6 protein-coding genes are annotated in these 17,834 nt (G+C 65.9%); 5 read left to right on the forward strand and 1 reads right to left on the reverse strand.

The window, feature by feature from the left end:
* The first annotated feature begins 369 nt into the window (after nt 1–369).
* The 4 genes from GEV06_04455 to GEV06_04470 all read left to right on the forward strand — a co-directional run bounded on the left by GEV06_04455 (nt 370) and on the right by GEV06_04470 (nt 15,581).
* Entirely contained in the window at nt 370–1,050 is a 681-nt protein-coding gene (locus GEV06_04455; GenBank protein ID MPZ17151.1) for a rhomboid family intramembrane serine protease, read from the forward strand.
* Nucleotides 1,051–1,413: 363 nt separating this feature from the next.
* The gene (locus tag GEV06_04460) at nt 1,414–8,271 is read left to right on the forward strand and encodes a hypothetical protein (GenBank protein MPZ17152.1); all 6,858 of its coding nucleotides are present in this window, start codon (nt 1,414–1,416) and stop codon (nt 8,269–8,271) included.
* A 358-nt stretch (nt 8,272–8,629) separates the two neighbouring features.
* A complete protein-coding gene (locus tag GEV06_04465; protein MPZ17153.1) occupies nt 8,630–11,968 on the forward strand; it encodes a PD-(D/E)XK nuclease family protein in 3,339 nt (1,112 codons plus the stop codon).
* 79 nt (nt 11,969–12,047) lie between these two features.
* The gene (locus tag GEV06_04470; GenBank protein MPZ17154.1) at nt 12,048–15,581 is read left to right on the forward strand and encodes an AAA family ATPase; all 3,534 of its coding nucleotides are present in this window, start codon (nt 12,048–12,050) and stop codon (nt 15,579–15,581) included.
* Here the strand turns inward: GEV06_04470 and GEV06_04475 are convergent.
* Nucleotides 15,565–17,004: a glycoside hydrolase family 29 gene (locus GEV06_04475; protein MPZ17155.1), complete on the reverse strand. Its 1,440-nt coding sequence runs from the start codon at nt 17,002–17,004 to the stop codon at nt 15,565–15,567. The genes GEV06_04470 and GEV06_04475 overlap by 17 nt on opposite strands.
* Here GEV06_04475 and GEV06_04480 point away from each other — a divergent pair.
* Nucleotides 16,849–17,793: a hypothetical protein gene (locus GEV06_04480; GenBank protein ID MPZ17156.1), complete on the forward strand. Its 945-nt coding sequence runs from the start codon at nt 16,849–16,851 to the stop codon at nt 17,791–17,793. The two genes, GEV06_04475 and GEV06_04480, sit on opposite strands and share 156 nt — an antisense overlap.
* Nucleotides 17,794–17,834: the final 41 nt, after the last annotated feature.

Here is a 17,834-nt window from a genome sequence, read left to right on the forward strand (position 1 = left end):
CTTCAGCATTCTGGTGGAGAGCCTGGGAGAGGGGGACGCGGCCGTCCCGATGACGGTCGAGGTCTCGCGATACCAATCAACTGGCGGAGTCTTCGGGCGGGCTGGCGGTGCGGCCCTGGCCACGAAGATCCAGTAGCGCTAAACCCTACTGGCAGCCGCGCCCCGGCGCGGCTGCCTGCTCGTTTGCAGACGTCCGGCCCGCTAGAACCCCAAACACCCGCTTCGCGTCAGCTTCTTTGTGTGATCGATCGGTTTGCCCTAGGATCGATCTCAGCTAGCTGGAGTGAAGCGGTGATTCCTTACCACGACGAAAACGCAACGCAACGGACCGCCATTGTCACGCTCGCGGTGATCGCGATCAATGTGGGGATGTGGCTGCTCATCCAAGGCGCGGGCTCTCCGCTCTGGTTGGCCAGATCGGTATGTAACCTGGGGCTCATTCCGGGGGAGCTGACCGGCGCCCTCACCCCGGGGACCGGTTTCGCGATGGGCGAAGGCCTCGTCTGCCTTACCGACCCCGGCCCCCAGCTCACCAACGTGATCACGTCGATGTTCCTGCACGGCTCATGGATGCACCTGATCGGCAACATGTGGTTTCTGTGGCTGTTCGGGAACAACATCGAGGATTCGATGACGCGGCCGCGCTTCGTGGCCTTCTATCTCTTGTGCGGGCTTGGCGCTGCGCTGCTGCAGGTGGTGACCGAGCCTGATTCCGGAGTCCCGATGGTCGGTGCGTCAGGCGCGATCAGCGGCGTGATGGGCGCGTACTTGGTCCTCTATCCCAAGGTTCGCGTGTTCACCATCGTGCCGCTCGGGTTCTTTCTCACCTCGGTGGCCTTGCCCGCCTGGGTCATGCTCGGCTATTGGGTGCTGCTTCAATTCCTTGGGGGCTTTTCGCGAATCGGTGGCGAAGGCGGGGGCGTCGCGTTCTGGGCGCACGTCGGCGGCTTCGTGGTGGGGCTGATCCTCATCAAGCTGTTCACACGGCCCGACCATTTTGCCGCGCATCGGTCGCACCATTGGCAGCCACGCCATGTTGGATGGCGATGAGATCGCAAAGGTGTCAGCACCACCGGGAGCCGGCCCAGCCGTGACCCTCCGCTCGAGATTTCAGACAGCCCTTTCGCAAGGCCCTAAGCCAACGTCCGGCCCCGGCCGATAGCTTTGGGGTGTGGGCCCTATTGCGTCTGATACTCACCAGGTGTAATCTACCTTTCCCCCAGGATTCTACTTAACTGAACTATCGCTAAGTAGGAGCTCGACGGAAGGTCCCACACCGGTCGGCGAGGGCCACCCGGACTTGGCCGCGCTCGCGACGTCTGCGTCGCGACCGCGGCGATCTGCGAAGGGGTGCCCACATCTCGCGCCTGCCCGGTACGGAGCAGGTGACAGACAGACGGAGGATGGTGGCTCATGAGACGGACACATTTTTCCTGGCCTTCCGGCCGCGTCCCGACCCAGCTGCGCATCGCGGGACTCGCGCTGGTGCTTTTTGCCGGGCTGTCCACGGTTTTGAGCGCGCTGCCGATAGGCGGCTTTGCGTTCTATGCGGCGTATACCAACCTGAACATCGGCGGAACGCCCGTCGGGAACGTGCAACACCTCCGGCAGAATCTGCCTGCAGGGGGTTGCATCCTTGGTCCCATAACGCCGTGTAGCACCTTCCCAACGAGTTGGCACCCCAGTACCGCCAACGCCAACATGCCCACGCTGCTGAATAGTGGGGAACACATCGTGTCCCTCGCGTCAGGGGACCCGGATGGGAACGTCATCCTGATGCGAGTGCAGGGCCCCGATCGGTTTGTGCTCTTCCCGTACCCAATCTCGAGCCCCGGCGCAGGCACGACGGGATTCTTCCGTGTTGGGAGCTTCACGCTGGAGGGTGTCCTGGGTCCGGCGGGGTTCAGGACGACCGCGACGTTTCCGGCGGCCGGGTCCGACTGGTTCCCGACCGTGCTCGACCCCACCCTCTTCGCGCAAGCGCCACCCAATGTCCGGCTCGAGATCGAGGGTCTTGGCACGGTCTTTCTTCATGAGACCGAGAGAGAGCAGAGCGGCAATCAAACCATCGTTCGCGCCAACGGTGTTCGCTTCGACTTCGATCTCACGACCGTTCCAGACGCGGGTGTCCCCACGCCGATCATCGGTGAGTTTGTCCTGGGTCATGTCGAGATGTCTGCCGAGCGTCCGATTGTCGGTGACATCTCGGCCGGCTCGGGCGGACCAGGCACGCCCATCACCATCACGGGAAGCGGATTCAGACCTGGCGAGACCAGCGTTGATATCGGCGGCGTCCCCGCAACGGATGTCGAGGTCGAGAGCCCGACGGAGCTGACCGCCACTGTGCCTGAGTTGCTTGGCGGCACCTGGCCGGTCAACGTGACGACCCCGGTCGACCGGTTCTCCCTCCCGGATGCTTTTACGTCTGTCAATCCAACCCCAGGCCTGCCGGTTGCCGGCGAGGCGTTCGCCGTCATGAGTCGGATCAATCCCGTCTCCACGCCGGCGAATCCCTTGCCATTTGTCGGCCCAGTCGTCTACGGTCCATGGCCGGCTGCCGAGCTCCCAGAGGGTGGCGGAAGCGAATCCGAATCGCTCGGCCTCATGCCCGCGATTCCGGGCGCCAACCGCATACCGGGTCGGTTGCTGGATGCAGAGGGCCTCGAGGCGACCACAGAAGGCGGCCCGGCGAGCCCTTCCCTCGAGAGCGTTGCCTCCAGCGGCCCATTCAACATCGGTAATGGCCTCCTGGAAGCGGAGGGGGCCCTCGTCCGCTGCGCGCGGGAACCGAGCGGGCCCGTCTGCATCACGAGCTTCGTGAACCTGACGAGCAGCGAGCTCGGGGACCTGCCGGCGACACCCGAGCCGAATACCTCGCTCGAGATTCCTGGCCTGGGCGAAGTCGTCCTCAATTTCTACTCGGATGTCGTCGAGGACGGCATGCGTTTGGCAACCGCGACAGGCATCCGCGTCAACCTGAATATTCCAGGTGTGGCGACCGGGGACCTCTTCTTCCTGCGCGCGGCCATTGCGATCCAGTCCACGGACGTCTCCGGGCCGCTGGTACCGAACACTGGTCCCGAAACCGGCGGCACCATCGTCACGATTCCAGGGACCGGGTTCATTGACCCGATCGAGGTGACCTTCGGTGGAGTGCCGGTCCTCGACGTGACGGTCGACAGCGCGACCCAGGTCACAGCCATCACGCCACCGCATGCACCGGGCGCTGTCGATGTCGTCGTGACCAGCCCCGGCGGGAGCGAGACGCTGTCCGACGCCTTCACCTACACGCCGGCACCAGCGCCCACAGCCAGCAGTATCGTGCCAACGACCGGCCCGGTCGCCGGCGGCATCCTGGCCACGATTACCGGCACGAACTTCTTCCCCGGTACCACGGTGACCTTTGGCACCACACCATCACCGATGGTCACGGTCCTCAAGCCGGAGCCCGGTTCAGATGAAATGACACTGCAGGCGCGCGTCCCGGCCGCAAGCGCTCCGGGGCCCGTGAGCGTCGTTGTCACGACCCCGCGAGGCTCCTCGTCGCCGCTTGGCCTCACGTTCACCTACACGAGCACGCCCGTGACACCACCCAGCATCACAGGTGTCTCGCCGCCCTCAGGTGACGCCGGCACGGAGGTCACGGTCAGCGGCGCCGGCTTCGACCCCGGCGCGACCGTAACGATCTGCAGCCAGGTCGTCACACCGGATTCCGTGTCCGGCACCCAGGTCGTCTTTGCGGCACCGACCTGCTCCACGGGCGGACCGCAGGACGTCACCGTGACCAACCCGAATGGTGGCACCGACACACTGCCTGCGAGCTTCGCGTACCCGGGCTCGGGCGTCAGTCTGCCCGCAATCAGCAGCGTCAGCCCCTCCACTGGCCCCGTGGCAGGCGGCACGCTCGTGACGATCTCCGGCGCGAACTTCCTCGCTGGGACGACGACGGTACACTTTGGTGGAACGCCCTCACCAGCCGTCAATGTGCTCAACCCGACGACCCTTCAGGTACAACTGCCGGCCGCAGCTGGCGCACAAGAAGGCGCGGTCGACGTCGTCGTGGCGACGCCGATAGGCTCGGTCACGCTGGCCGGCGGATTCACCTACACCGCCGAACCTGGACCGACACCACCGCCGTCGATCACCGATATCTCGCCGTCTCAGGGTAACGCCGGGACCGTGGTCACGATTACCGGCACGGGCTTCCAGCCCGACGCGACCGTCACGATCTGCGCGCAGACCGTGACGCCCACAGGAGTCGGCGAGACCGCGATCACCTTCACGGCGCCGTTCTGCCTGCTGGCTGGGGCGCAGAACGTCACCGTCACCAACCTGGACGGGACAAGCGACACCGTGCCTGCGGCGTTCACATACGGGGTCGCCGGTCCGCCGACCATTGACAGCGTTGCGCCGCCGTCAGGTCCGGTGGGTGGCGGCACGGTCGTCACGGTCACCGGGTCGAACTTCGGTGGCGCCGCGGTGACCTTCGGTGGCGTGGAGGCAACGACCGTCGTGCTCAGCTCGACGACACTGCTGGTAGACACGCCACCGGCGCCGGGCGGATCGCCTGGGCTGGTCGACGTCGTGGTCACCACCGCCAATGGGTCCGCGACACTGGACGATGGCTTCGCATACTTCGGATCAGCCGTTACGCCGCCGGAGATTACGAGCCTCGAGCCAACGACTGGCGATGCGGGGACGGACGTGACCATCACCGGCACCGGCTTCCAGGACGGTGCGACGGTGACGATCTGCGGGCAGGTTGTCGCCACGGTCTTCATGGATCCGACGGAGGTCGTGTTTGCTGCGCCGCTCTGCTTGGCTGGCGGACCGCAGGACGTCAGCGTCATGAATCCGGACTTCGGGAGCGATACGCTGCCCGCCGGCTTCACCTACGCGGGGCTGCAGCCCCCAACGGCGTCCAGCATCAATCCGACGTTTGGACCGGCCGGAGGCGGGACCATCGTTACTATCACGGGCACGAACTTCGTCCCCGGGACACCCGGGACAACGGTGGCGTTTGGCGCGGGCACACCGCAGTCTGCGGTTATCCTGAACTCGACCACGTTGCAGGTCACCACGCCGCCAGCGCCGGGACCGGTACCCCTGCAGGTCGATGTGACGGTCACGACACCGGGAGGCAGCGCCGTGCTGCCGGACGGCTTTACCTACGTCTCTGGTCCTGGTGCGCCACCGACCATCACGGATATCTTGCCGCCGGAAGGTGACGCCGGAACACCCGTGACGATTACCGGCGCGGGCTTCCAGCTCGGTGCGACCGTCACCATCTGCGGCCGGATGGTGACACCGGCGTCGGTGAGCGCGATGGAAATCGTCTTCACCGCGCCGCTGTGTCCAGCAGGTGGCCCGCAGACCGTGACAGTGACGAACCCGGATGGCGGTTTCGCCACGCAGCCGGGCGGGTTCACATACCCACCCGCTCCGCCGACGATCGACAGCATTACTCCACAAGCCGGTCCGGTCACGGGTGGAATTACCGCAACCATCACCGGCACGGGCTTCGTCCCCGGGGACACGGAAGTGAGCTTCGGTGGGGCGAGCTCGCCGGCGGTCAGCGTTCTGAGCTCCACGACGCTCCAGGTCGAGCTCCCGCCCGCACCGGGTGGCAACACCGGCCCCGTCGATGTCGTGGTGACCACATCGGGTGGGTCCGACACGCTGCCGAACGGCTTCAGCTACATTGCCGGAGGCATCACGCCACCGAGCATCACGGATGTGTTTCCCATCACTGGCTCGGTGGGCACGCCGGTCACCGTCACCGGCGACGGCTTCCAGCCCGGCGTGACGGTCACCATCTGTAATCAGGTGGTAGTGCCCGTGACGGCCAGTACGACGCTACTCACCTTCATCGCGCCAGGCTGCCCGCAGGGTGGACCGCAGGCTGTCACTGCCCTCAATCCTGACGGCGGTAGCGATACGGTGCCTGATGCGTTCACCTACGGCGTGGTTGGTCCGCCGACGATCGTGAGCGTTACGCCGCCGTCTGGTCCTGTCAGCGGGGGAACGACCGTGACGATCACGGGGACGAACTTCAACGGCACCAGCGTGGCCTTTGGAGGCGTCGACGGGACCAACCTCACGGTGCTGAGCTCGACGACGCTGGTGGTCGACACGCCGCCGGCGCCAGGCGGGTCGACCGGCAGTGTGGACGTCGTTGTCACCACGGAGAACGGGTCGGCAATGTTCCAGGCGGGGTTCACGTACTTTGGGACGAATGTCATACCCCCGGAGATCACGAGCGTCGACCCGGCATCCGGCAACGCGAGCGAGAACGTGACGGTCATGGGAACAGGCTTCCAGCTGAACGCCACCGTGACCATCTGTGGCCAGATTGTGGCGACGGTGTTCGGAAGCGCGACCGAGGTGAGCTTCACCGCGCCGTCCTGCCTGGTTGGTGGACCGCAGGACGTTACGTTGAGGAACCCGGACTTCGGGAGCGATACGCTGCCTGCCGGGTTCACGTATGGATCGTTGCAGCCGCCGACGGTGTCCAACATCAACCCGACGTTTGGACCGCCGGACACGGTGGTCACGATCACGGGCACCAACTTCGTGCCTGGAACGACGGTGACATTTGGCTCGGCGCCACCGTCGCCAGTGATCATCTTCAACTCCACCACGGTGCAGGTGACCACGCCGCCCGCGCCAGGACTTCCGCCTCTTGTGGTCAACGTGACGGTGACCACACTCGGAGGTGACTTCACCCTGCCGAACGGCTTCACCTACTCCGGTCCCGGCACGCCGGTCGACAGCGACGGCGATGGGATGTCCGACGAGGATGAGATCAACTACGGGTTGGATCCGAACGATCCGACCGATGCGCAGGAGGATCCAGACGGCGACGGCATCCCCAACATCGATGAAGTCAATGGTGATCCGCCGTCGCACCCGCGAGGGTTCTTCGTGCAGTATCTCGCCGAGGGTGCCATCGGGTTCTTCAACACCCAGGTGGGCATCTTCAACCCGAACGGTTCGGTGCCGGAGCGCGTGCTCGTGACGCTGTTCCCAGAGCCGCCACACGAGGCGGTCGGGCTGCCGTTCATGCTTGATCCCATGGGACGGCAGACCATCGACGTCGGCGCCGAGCTCGCCGACCTCCCACCAACCGGCGTGTCGATCCGGGTCGAGTCCGACGAGCCGGTCTCGACGATGCGGCAGATGCTCTGGGACAATCCAACGACGCCGTATGGAGGCACGCTGGAGAGCGGCTCACCCATGCCGTCGAGGACATGGTTCTTCGGCGAGGGTGCGACCTACATCTTCGACCTGTTCTACCTGATCGTGAACCCGAACCTGACGCCCGCCAACGTCACGATCCGCTACCTGCGAGCTGAGGGCGACCCGATCACGCAACAGATCGAGGTGCCGGCTTCCTCGCGCAGCACGATTCTCGCGAACCAGGTACCAGGTCTGGAGTTCGCGGAGGTATCGGCGGTCATCGAGTCCGACCAGCCGGTTGTCGCGGAGCGGGCGATGTACTTGAGCCTCTCGGGCAGGCCGTTCGACGCGGGCCAAGCCGGAGTTGGCGTGACCGAACCCAGTATGGAGTGGTTCCTGGCGGAGGGGGCGACGAACTTCTTCGACACCTTCGTCTCGATGGGGAACCCGAACGACGAAGAGGCTCACATCTTGATCACGTATCAGCTGCCCGACGGCAGCACGCTGAACAAGCAGCATGAAATACCTGCGCAGTCGCGACGGACGATCCTCGTCGAATCAGAGGATCCGCGGCTCGTGGACACTGCCATGGCGATCAGCGTGAGATCCTCGAACGTGCCCATCATCGTCGAACGGGCGATGTGGTGGGGGCCGACCGCCGAATCCTGGTACGAATCCCACTCGGCGCTCGGCTCCACCGAGACCGGAACGCTCTGGGCCGTTGCCGAGGGGGCCTCGGGAGGTCCGGCGGCTGAAGACACCTACCTCTTGGTGTCGAACACGTCACCGGAGCTTGCCTGGGTGCGGTTCACGATCTGCTACGACGGCGACGACGGCGGTGGCAGTGGCGGTGGCGCTGGCGGGTGCGAGGACACGATCGTCGACTCGGTCGGCAACTCGCGGATGACGCTTCTCATGAGGAACCTGTTCCCGAATTCTGAAGGACGCCGGTTCAGCGTGCTCGTCGAGAGCAAGGCGCTCGACGCGACAACGCCGCCGGCGCCGATCTCGGTCGAGGTGTCGCGCTATCAGTCGCCCAACGGGCTCTTCGCAGAGGCGGGCGGCGCAGCGTTGGCTACCAAGATTAGATGAGAAAGGTCAGGGGTCAGTAGGGATCAGAGACGAAGTTAGGGGTGTAAGGGCTGCTTGCGTGTGCTCGCTTTGCCGAGTCCGCCGAGCAGCCCCCCTCTTTCTCCTAGTAGCGATTCCTGCCAGTCGGGTGATTCCCACCCACTCCGCATTCCCACCGATTACGAATATCCGCAAACTCCTGATCCCTACTGACCCCTGACCCCATTCGACTTGCCTGACGGCCCGCCTTCGGCGGGCCGTCAGGCTCGCTCACCCCTCGACTTCACTCGGGGTGACCCTGAGCTTGTCGAAGGGTCATGGCAAGCCGACAGGCGAGTCGGATGCCCTGAGCCCGCTTTTCGTCTACAGTACGCTGTAGATGTTTCGGTACTTCGAAGCCTCCTCGGCTGCAGATCGTCTGGACGCGGCCCGTGGGTTCCTCACCACTTTGGCCCCTGCGAGTGAAGTTCTCCTTCTTGGTGCGCAGCGCGACGCCCTCGACGACCTCTGTCGCACTCTGACCCGCGACGCGGGCGCGACGTTTGGCCTGCACCGCTTCACTCTTCTGCAATACGCGTCCCGGGCCGCCTCATCTCGACTCGCGTCGCGTGGCTTGGCGCCAGGAACCCCACTAGGTACCGAGGCGATTGCAGCGCGAGCCATCTTCGAAGCGGCGCGCGCGGGTAGGTTGCGCTACTTCACGCCGATGGTTGGTTGCCCCGGCTTTCCGCGCGCCCTCGCCGCGACACTCGCGGAGTTGCGGCAAGCGCACGCGCGGGCGGAGTCACTTGAACATCTCGGAGCCGCTGGCCGCGACCTCGCGGTCCTGCTCCGTGAGCACCTGCGCCTGCTCGACGATGTACGTGTGGCGGATCGCGCCATGTTGCTCGCCGAAGCGGAACAGGCGGTGCGCGCCCTCGCGCCGGAGAGTCTCGCGGGGCTGCCCGTGCTGCTCGTCGACGTGCTGCTCGGCACGCGCGCGGAGCAAGACGTCGTACGCGCCCTCGTCGAGGCGGCGCCATCGGCGCTTGCGACGATACCAGCGGGTGACCGAGCAGCCCGGTCGTTCGTGAGCGGCCTGGGTACCGCGCTCGAGGGCCACACCACTAGCGCCGTAGCGCAGGCCTTCAGGCCTGCCAACACATCGCCGGCACCGTTGGGTCTGTCACGCGTGCGCGATCGGCTCTTCTCAGAGGAGCCATCATCTGCGCCCGCCGAGGTGGGAGACGATGTGCAGTTCTTCTCGGCCCCTGGTGAGGGACGCGAGGCGATCGAAGTGGCGCGGCGCATTGTGGCGGAGGCGAAACGCGGTGTCCCGCTCGACGAGATTGCCGTCGTGGTGCGGCTGCCTGGGACCTACTGGGGCTTGCTGGAGCACGCATTCCATCGGGCGGGAATCCGCGCGTGGTTCGCGCGAGGCACGCGCCGGCCGGACCCAACCGGACGAGCGTTTCTCGCGCTGCTCGCTTGCGCCGCGGAGGGCCTCTCAGCGCGGCGCTTTGCAGAGTACCTGTCGCTAGGACAAGTGCCGGTGCTCGATCCGGAAGGCACGCCGCCCGAGCTGCCTGCACCTTGGGTACCGCCGGTTGAAGAGACACTCACCGTTGGCCAGCTCTCGCTGTTCGATTTGATCGACGCGGGGCCAAAAGGCCCCGCGTCGGACGCCGCTTCCGAAGGCGCGGATCACGAACCCACCGAATGGGCTGGCACCCTGCGAGCGCCACGGCATTGGGAGGCGCTCATCGTCGAATCGTCTGTGATCGGTGGCGCCGATCGTTGGGAGCGTCGTCTCGCGGGCCTCGCCGCAGAGCTCGACATCCGTTTGACCGAGGAGATGGCAAACGAGGGTGATTCGGCACGGGCAGCGGCTCTTCGTCGAGACCGGGAGCAGCTGGATGCCCTGCAGCGATTCGCTCTGCCCATCGTCCGTGCGCTCGCGCGGTTGCCACCGGAGGCGCGCTGGGGTGACTGGCTCGAGCGCCTTGTCGCGCTCGCGCCCCGCGTCCTGCGGCATCCCCTGCGAGTGCTCGAGGTGTTAGCAGAGCTGAGACCGATGGCGGCGGTTGGACCGGTCTCCCTCGATGAGGTCCGTGGCGTGCTCTTGCCACATCTGACCGCCATCGACCGGGAGCCTCCCAAGCACCGCTATGGCCGCGTGTTCGTCTGCACGCCAGGACAGCTGCGCGGCCGATGCTTCCGCGTTGTGTTCGTGATGGGCCTCGCCGAGAGGATTTTCCCGCAGAAGCCGCGAGAGGATCCATTGTTGCTCGACGTTTTCAGACGTGACCTGGATCAGGGACTGGAGACGCAAGAAGACCGCATCCACGGAGAGCGGCTGCTCCTGCAATTGGCCGTTGGCGCAGCACGGGAGCGGCTCTATGTCTCGTACCCGCGACTCGACTTGGCGCAGTCGCGACCACGTGTGCCATCGTTCTATGCGCTCGACTTGGTTCGTGCGCTGACGGGACAGGTGCCGGACTACGAACAGCTCGAGCGCGACATTGCCACCACCTCCGCCGCGTGGCTGGTGTGGCCGGCGCCCGAAGATTCCGCGCAGGCAATAGACGACGCGGAGCATGACCTGGCGGTGCTGCGCCCTCTGCTCAAGCCAGGTGGGGCTCGCGAGGAGCTGCGCGGCCGAGCGCACTACCTGCTCACGCTGAATCCCTGGCTTGCAGAATCGCTGCGCATGCGATGGGCGCGCTGGAAGCGCGGCTGGTCGCGCTACGACGGCTTGGTCTCTCCAGCTGATGTGCTGACGCTGCTCGGGTCGGAGCGCCTTGGCGCGCGGCCGTACTCGGTGTCCGCGCTGCAGCGCTACTCCGCCTGTCCGTATCAGTTTCTGTTGGGTGCCATCCACCGATTCGAGCCGTTCGCGGTGCCACAGCCCTTGGAGCGTCTCGATCCGCTGACGCGGGGCGCGCTCTTCCACGAAGTGCAGCGCGACGTCCTACGCCGCTTGAAGGCGCGTGGGCTGATTCCGCTGGCGGAGGAGCGAGCAGACGCCGCCCGCGAGCTCCTCGACGAGACCCTCGACGAGGTCGCCGATCGCTACCGCGATCGATTGGCACCCGCGATTGCCCGCGTGTGGCAAGACGAAGTGGAGCACCTCCGGCTCGACCTCCGCACGTGGCTCGCGATGCTCATGACGTCCGCCGGCACATGGGAGCCAGCGTACTTCGAGCTGAGCTTCGGGCTGCCGCTCGATCGTGAGCACGATTCGGCCAGCGTGCGAGAGCCGGTGCTCGTCGATCGGCGGTTCATGATGCGTGGCGCCGTCGATCTCATCGAGCAGCGAGTCGGCAGCCCCGGGCTGCGGGTGACCGATCACAAGACAGGGAAGAGCCCTGCGTCGAGCTGGCTCATCGTCGGTGGCGGTGCGACGTTGCAGCCGGTCGTCTACGGAATGGTCATCGAGCAGGTGCTGCAGCAACGCGTCCTCGAGTCGCGCCTCTTCTTTGCCACGGCGCAAGGGGGCTTTTCGACGCACGCCTTGACGCTGACCGACGAAGTGCGGCGGGCGGGCGTGGAGGTGCTCGAGATCATCGACCGCGCGGTGGAGCGAGGCACGTTCCCCGCCGCGCCGCGCGAGAAGGCGTGCCGCTGGTGCGATTTTCGGCCCGTCTGCGGCCCGTCCGAGGAGCAGCGCTTCCTGCGGAAGGATCGATCGGACGCGTCCGCGGTCGGCGATCTGCTGGCGCTGCGGCGGATGCGGTGACAGGTGATAGGGTGGCACGGTGACAAGGTGACGGCGTGAAGGGTGGTTTGGTGGCCCTTGTCACCCGTCTTCGAGAGACATGCATCAATCACCCCCGCTCGTCGATGCGGAAGATCGCGAGCGCATTCGCACATCGCTCGACGAGACGATGGCCGTCGAGGCCGCTGCGGGCACGGGTAAGACCACGGTTCTCGTGGACCGCATCGTCAACGTCATCGCCTCCGGCCGCGCGGACGTTGACGGCATCGTCGCTGTGACCTTCACTGAAAAGGCCGCCGGCGAGCTGAAGCTGCGGCTGCGCGCCGGCCTGGAGCAGGCGCGGCAGCGACAGGAGGGCGCGACGCGGACGCTGGACAAGGCGCTTGCGCGCCTGGAGCAGGCGCACGTCAGCACCATCCACGGCTTCTGCGCGGACCTTCTGCGGGAGCGGCCAGTCGAGGCAGGTGTGGATCCGCAGTTTCGCACCCTGACGGAAGACGAAGCGGAAGGGCTGTTTCGCGAGGCCTTTCGGCTCTGGTTGCCGCGGACCCTCGAGAATCCACCGGAGGGTGTGCGCCGAGCCCTGCGGCGGCGTAGCTTCGACGAGGAGGGCCCGATCACGCGCCTCGAGCGCGCCGGCTGGACCCTGACTCAGTGGCGGGACTTTCCCGCGCCGTGGCGCCGCGATCCATTCGACCGCGAGACCACCATCGACCGGCTGGTGGCCTCGTTGGACGCGTTCGTGGCGCTCACGCGCGAGCCCGCCGATCCCGCCGACTCGTTCTTCTCGAGCATCCAGGCAGCGCATCGCCTGGCCCGTGACGTCTCGCTCGCCGAGCGGGTGCATCCGCGAGATTACGATGGTCTGGAGGGTCGTCTGGTCAGCCTGGCGCGGAGCAGCGACTTTCGCCGTCCACGCACCGGTCGCCGTACGGTGCCCTATCGGCAAGGACTACCGCGTGCGGAGGTGCTCTCGGCGCACGAGGCGTTGCTGAGCGGGCTCGATGCCTTCGCTCAGACCGCAGACGCTCACCTTGCTGCGCTGCTCCAAACGGAGCTGCACGAGCCTCTCGATCACTACCGGGCGGCGAAGATGCGGCTGGGCGCTCTCGATTTCCTCGATCTTCTGCTGTACGCGCGTGACCTCGTCCGCGACCATGCGGAGGTCCGGCGCGATTTCCAGCGGCGGTTCACCCACATCTTCGTGGACGAGTTCCAGGATACCGATCCGCTCCAGGCAGAGCTCCTTCTCTTGATCGCGGCAAACGATCCCGACCTGCGCGATTGGCGTGCAGCGGTGCCGGAAGCCGGCAAGCTGTTCATCGTCGGCGATCCCAAACAGTCGATCTATCGCTTCAGGCGCGCTGATGTTGGCGTCTATCAGGACGTGCGCGAGCAGCTGCGGCGGGCGGGCGCCGCATGCCCAGTGCTCACCACGAACTTCCGATCGGTGCCACGGCTGCAGCGCTTCGTCAACGCTGCGTTCCAGCCCTGCATACGCGCCGACGACGTGTCGTTGCAGGCGGCCTACGTGCCGTTGTCATCCTCGCGTGTAGACGAGGGCTCGCAGCCGGCTGTCGTCGCGCTGCCGGTGCCGGATCCGTATGGAGGCCGCGATGGTCGAACCGTGACCGAGCGCGCCATCGAGACGTCTCTTCCCCAAGCGGTTGGCGCGTTCCTCGCTTGGCTGGTCAACGATAGCGGGTGGACGATCACCGAGCGAGAGGCGCCGGACCAGCTCGCGCCGGTCGCGGCGCGGCATGTGTGCCTGCTGTTTCGACGCTTCGACGTCCGGCGATTCGACGGCCGTCTCGACGACATCACGCGGCCCTACGTGGAGGCGCTCGAGTCGCGAGGGATTCCGCATTTGCTCGTTGGGGGTAAGTCCTTTCACGATCGCGAGGAAATCGAAGCCGTGCGCACGGCGCTGACGGCGCTCGAGTGGCCCGACGATGAGCTCTCGATCTACGGAACACTTCGCGGGATGCTGTTTGGTGTCCGGGACGAGCTCCTCTTCGAATATCGGCGAATCGTCCGGCGTCTTCACCCATTCAAGCGTCCGACCAATCCGGTGCCGGAGCAGCTGTCGCCCATCGTTGCGGCCCTCGATCTTCTCGGCGAGCTGTACACGCGTCGAAACTCGCGACCGGTTGCGGAGACCATTGCAAGGTTGCTCGATGCCACCCGAGCGCATGTTGCGCTGGCGCTACGTCCCGCGGGCGAGCAGGCGCTTGCCAACGTGCACCATATCGTGGAGCTTGCCCGCCAGTACGAGGCGGCTGGCGGCTTCTCCTTCCGTGGCTTCGTCGACGCATTGCGCGAAGAGGCGGAGCGGTCGCGTGTTGCCGAAGCGCCAGTTCTCGAAGCGGGCAGCGACGGTGTCCGCTTGATGACCACGCATCGCGCCAAGGGGTTGGAGTTCCCGGTTGTCGTGTTGGTCGATCCAGGATGCAAGCTCTCGCGCGGCTTCGCGAGCCGCTGGATCGACCGCCACTCGGTCCGTGCAGCTGTCAGTCTCACGGGCTGGGCACCGGTCGAGCTGCGCGAGCACGAGCAAGAGGAGGCGCTGCGTGACGAGGCGGAGGCTGTACGCGTGGCTTACGTGGCGGCTACGCGCGCGCGCGATCTCTTGGTGGTGCCCACCGTGGGTGATGGCCCCCGGCACGGCGGGTGGTTGTCACCACTCAACCAAGCGATCTATCCGGATGAGGACCGCCGGCGGGATCCCCTGCCCGCGCCCCGATGCCCGACATTTGGGAATGACAGCGTCCGTACCCGAGACGTTGGTGCCACCCCCATCTGGAACGTTCGACCGGGCGGTCACCGCTTCGGCGGGTCCGAGTCATCTCCGGAAGGCTATTCCGTGGTGTGGTGGGACCCGTGCGTGCTGGAGCTCGAACGACCGCCTGCACCAGCTCTGCGGCGCGAAGAGCTCATTGCACGCAACGCGCCAGAGCCCATCGTGAAGCGGGCGCTCACCGAGTATGAAGCGTGGCGCTCGTCGAAGCAGCAGGTGTTGGAGCACTCCAGCACGCCGTCGACACGCGTCTTGACGGTGCGGGCGCACGCGTCGCAAGCGTCCGATGTCGGCCCGACCGGACACGTGAGGTCGGGCGACGAAGGAGCAGGCGGCGACTCGCTCGTTTCCGCTGTGACGATCGATCGCGTGCACGGCGTGGAGGGCCAGGCGCGGCCCCGCGGCGCACGATTTGGGGCGCTCGTCCATTCTGTGTTGGGTCTCGTCCCAATCGAGGCAAGTCCCGGCCATGTAGGCGAGATCGTGGATCAACAGACGCGGATTCTTGGGGCGACGCCAGAGGAGCGTGCAGCCGCCGTGACGCTCATCGCGAGCACGCTCCGACATCCCGTCTTCGCACGCGCACGCGCCGCCGCCGCCCATGGTCGCCTGAGGCGCGAAACGCCTATTGCCCTGGTCGGAAACGACGGCGTGATCGTGGAAGGTGTGCTCGACCTTGCCTACGAAGACGAGGACGGATGGGTCGTCGTCGACTTCAAGACGGATCAGGAGCTGGACGGGGCGCTCGAGCAGTATCAGCGGCAAGTGGCGATCTACGCCGAGGCGATCGCCCGTGCGACCGGGAGACCGTCGCACGGCATCATCCTGCGCCTCTGATCTGGCTCCGGTGCAAACTGATACTGGCCAGCGTCGGACAGGCCCTCGCCTCGTCCAGGATGATGCGTACCTGCCGCGTCGTTGTTGGTGGCACGGTCACGATCCGTTTGTGGCCAATGGTCGTGCCGAAGCCAATCCGTTCCCACGATTCCCCAACCTTGGCCTCGATGAGAAAGCCGTCGACACGCTGGCCGAGAGGGATGTACTCCTGGAGCACGACGCGATCGAAGCGGCGCGCTTCCGGCAGGGTCAGCGTGACGCTGGCGCGCACGACTCCATCAGGCGCCGCCCAATACGTATCGACGTCTTGATCGACAACGTTCGCAGGCGCGAACGCGGCGCCTCGGACGGCGTCCGCTTCGACCCGCGCGCCGCTGGCGAGGTCAAGGCCGTAGGTCGCGTCGAGGAGCTGTCGAAAGCCTTCGAGCGCCGCAATGTCGGGATCAGCAATGCGCCCCCGCCGATCCGGCGGCACGTTGAGGAGCAGCGTGCAGTTGCGTCCGACCGATGCCTCGTAAATCTCGAGAAGTCGACGCGACGACTTCACACGCTCATCTTCGGACGAGCGATGAAACCACCCGGGCCGGATGGAGACGTCACATTCCGGCGGCACCCAGTCGCGGCCGAAGCGCGACCCCTCACCGAGCTCGTGAGACAGCGGCGTTCCTGGAAAGTAACGGGATCTGTCAAGGAGCGACCACGCGGTGAGCGGTGCCTCGCCTCGCTCGTTGCCCACCCAGCGCACGTCGGGCCCGCTGTCGCTGAACATGACCGCGCTCGGCTGCAGGCGGCGCACCGTCGACTGAAAGAGATTCCAATCGTAGATCTGGCGCTTGCCGTTGGGGCCTTCGCCGTTCGCGCCGTCGAACCATACCTCGAAGATCGGGCCGTAGCTCGAGAGCACCTCCTCGAGCATGTCGGCGAAGACGCCGTTGTACTGGGGTGTGCCATAGGTCGGATGGTGACGATCCCATGGTGAGAGGTAGACGCCAAACCGGAGTCCGGCGGCCCGGCAGGCGTCCGAGAGCTCGCGCAGCAGGTCGCCCCTGCCTCCGCGCCAAGGGCTCTGGGCCACGGTGTGCGTGGAGAGCTTCGACGGCCAGAGACAGAACCCATCGTGGTGCTTCGCGGTGATGACAACCCCTTTGAACCCGGCGTTCTTGAAGACGCGAGCCCACTGTCCCGCGTCGAGCTGGCTGGGGTTGAACACACCGGGGTCTTCACGGCCGGTTCCCCACTCGGCGCCGGTGAATGCGTTCGGACCGAAATGAACGAAGGCGTTGAGCTCCAGCCGCTGCCAGGCCACCTGCGCCCCGGTTGGCACCGGCTGAACCGGCGCAGGCGGACCGCCAGTCGGTCGGCCAGACAGACCGGTTGCAAGCATCCAGGCGCACACCAGGCAACTAATTGGACGGATCGTCATCGAAGCGTCGCGATTTTGGATTATCCTGACGGGGCCGGTCAACTACCGCGCCAATCGCCCATGCTGAAAGTTGAGCTTCACACCCATACGGCAGACGACCCCGAGGATTACATCCCACATACTACACATGAGCTGGTGGACCATGCGGCTCGCCTCGAGTACGACGCGTTGGCCATCACCCTCCACGGTCGGCAACTGGATCTGACACCCGAGCTCTCGGAATACGCGCGGGCGCGCGGCATCACACTCATCCCGGGTGTCGAAGTCAGCATTGAAGGGCGCCACGTGCTGCTCATCAACTTCCCGCGGGAGGCGGGTGCCGAGCGTGTGCAGACGTTCGACGAGATCGCCACGCTTCGGGCGCGCGCTGGCAGCACCGGCTGGCTCGTCGTCGCCCCGCATCCGTTCTACCCGGCCTCATCATGTCTCAATTACCGGTTGGACGCGCACGCTGATCTGTTCGACGCCGTCGAGATCAGTGCGTTCCATACACGGTGGGTTGACTTCAATCGCCGGGCACGCGCGTGGGCACACGCGCACCGGAAGCCGCTCGTGGGTAACTGTGACGTTCACCGCTTGAACTTCCTCGGGCCCACGTACTCACTCGTTGATGCGCCCCGCGATCCGGAGGCAATCTGCGAGGCGATTCGTGCCGGCCGCGTCGACGTTCGTTCGACGCCGCTCTCCTCCGCCAGCGCTGCCTACCAGCTCGGTCAGCTGTTGTATGGAGACCTGCAGAAGATACGATGGCGTAAGAGTGGTCGTCCGGCACCCGTGTCGGCGGCATGATTGGCGCCAAACCTAACTCGTCTGCCCAAGCGCAAAGGCGG

This window comes from Luteitalea sp., assembly GCA_009377605.1.
Classification (GTDB): Bacteria; Acidobacteriota; Vicinamibacteria; order Vicinamibacterales; family Vicinamibacteraceae; genus WHTT01.

Coding starts and splice junctions, on each gene's coding strand:
- GEV06_04455 (MPZ17151.1), top strand. CDS start 370: ATGTGGCTGCTCATCCAAGGCGCGGGCTCTCCGCTCTGGTTGGCCAGA.
- GEV06_04460 (MPZ17152.1), top strand. CDS start 1,414: ATGAGACGGACACATTTTTCCTGGCCTTCCGGCCGCGTCCCGACCCAG.
- GEV06_04465 (MPZ17153.1), top strand. CDS start 8,630: ATGTTTCGGTACTTCGAAGCCTCCTCGGCTGCAGATCGTCTGGACGCG.
- GEV06_04470 (MPZ17154.1), top strand. CDS start 12,048: ATGCATCAATCACCCCCGCTCGTCGATGCGGAAGATCGCGAGCGCATT.
- GEV06_04480 (MPZ17156.1), top strand. CDS start 16,849: ATGAACGAAGGCGTTGAGCTCCAGCCGCTGCCAGGCCACCTGCGCCCC.
- GEV06_04475 (MPZ17155.1), bottom strand. CDS start 17,004: ATGACGATCCGTCCAATTAGTTGCCTGGTGTGCGCCTGGATGCTTGCA.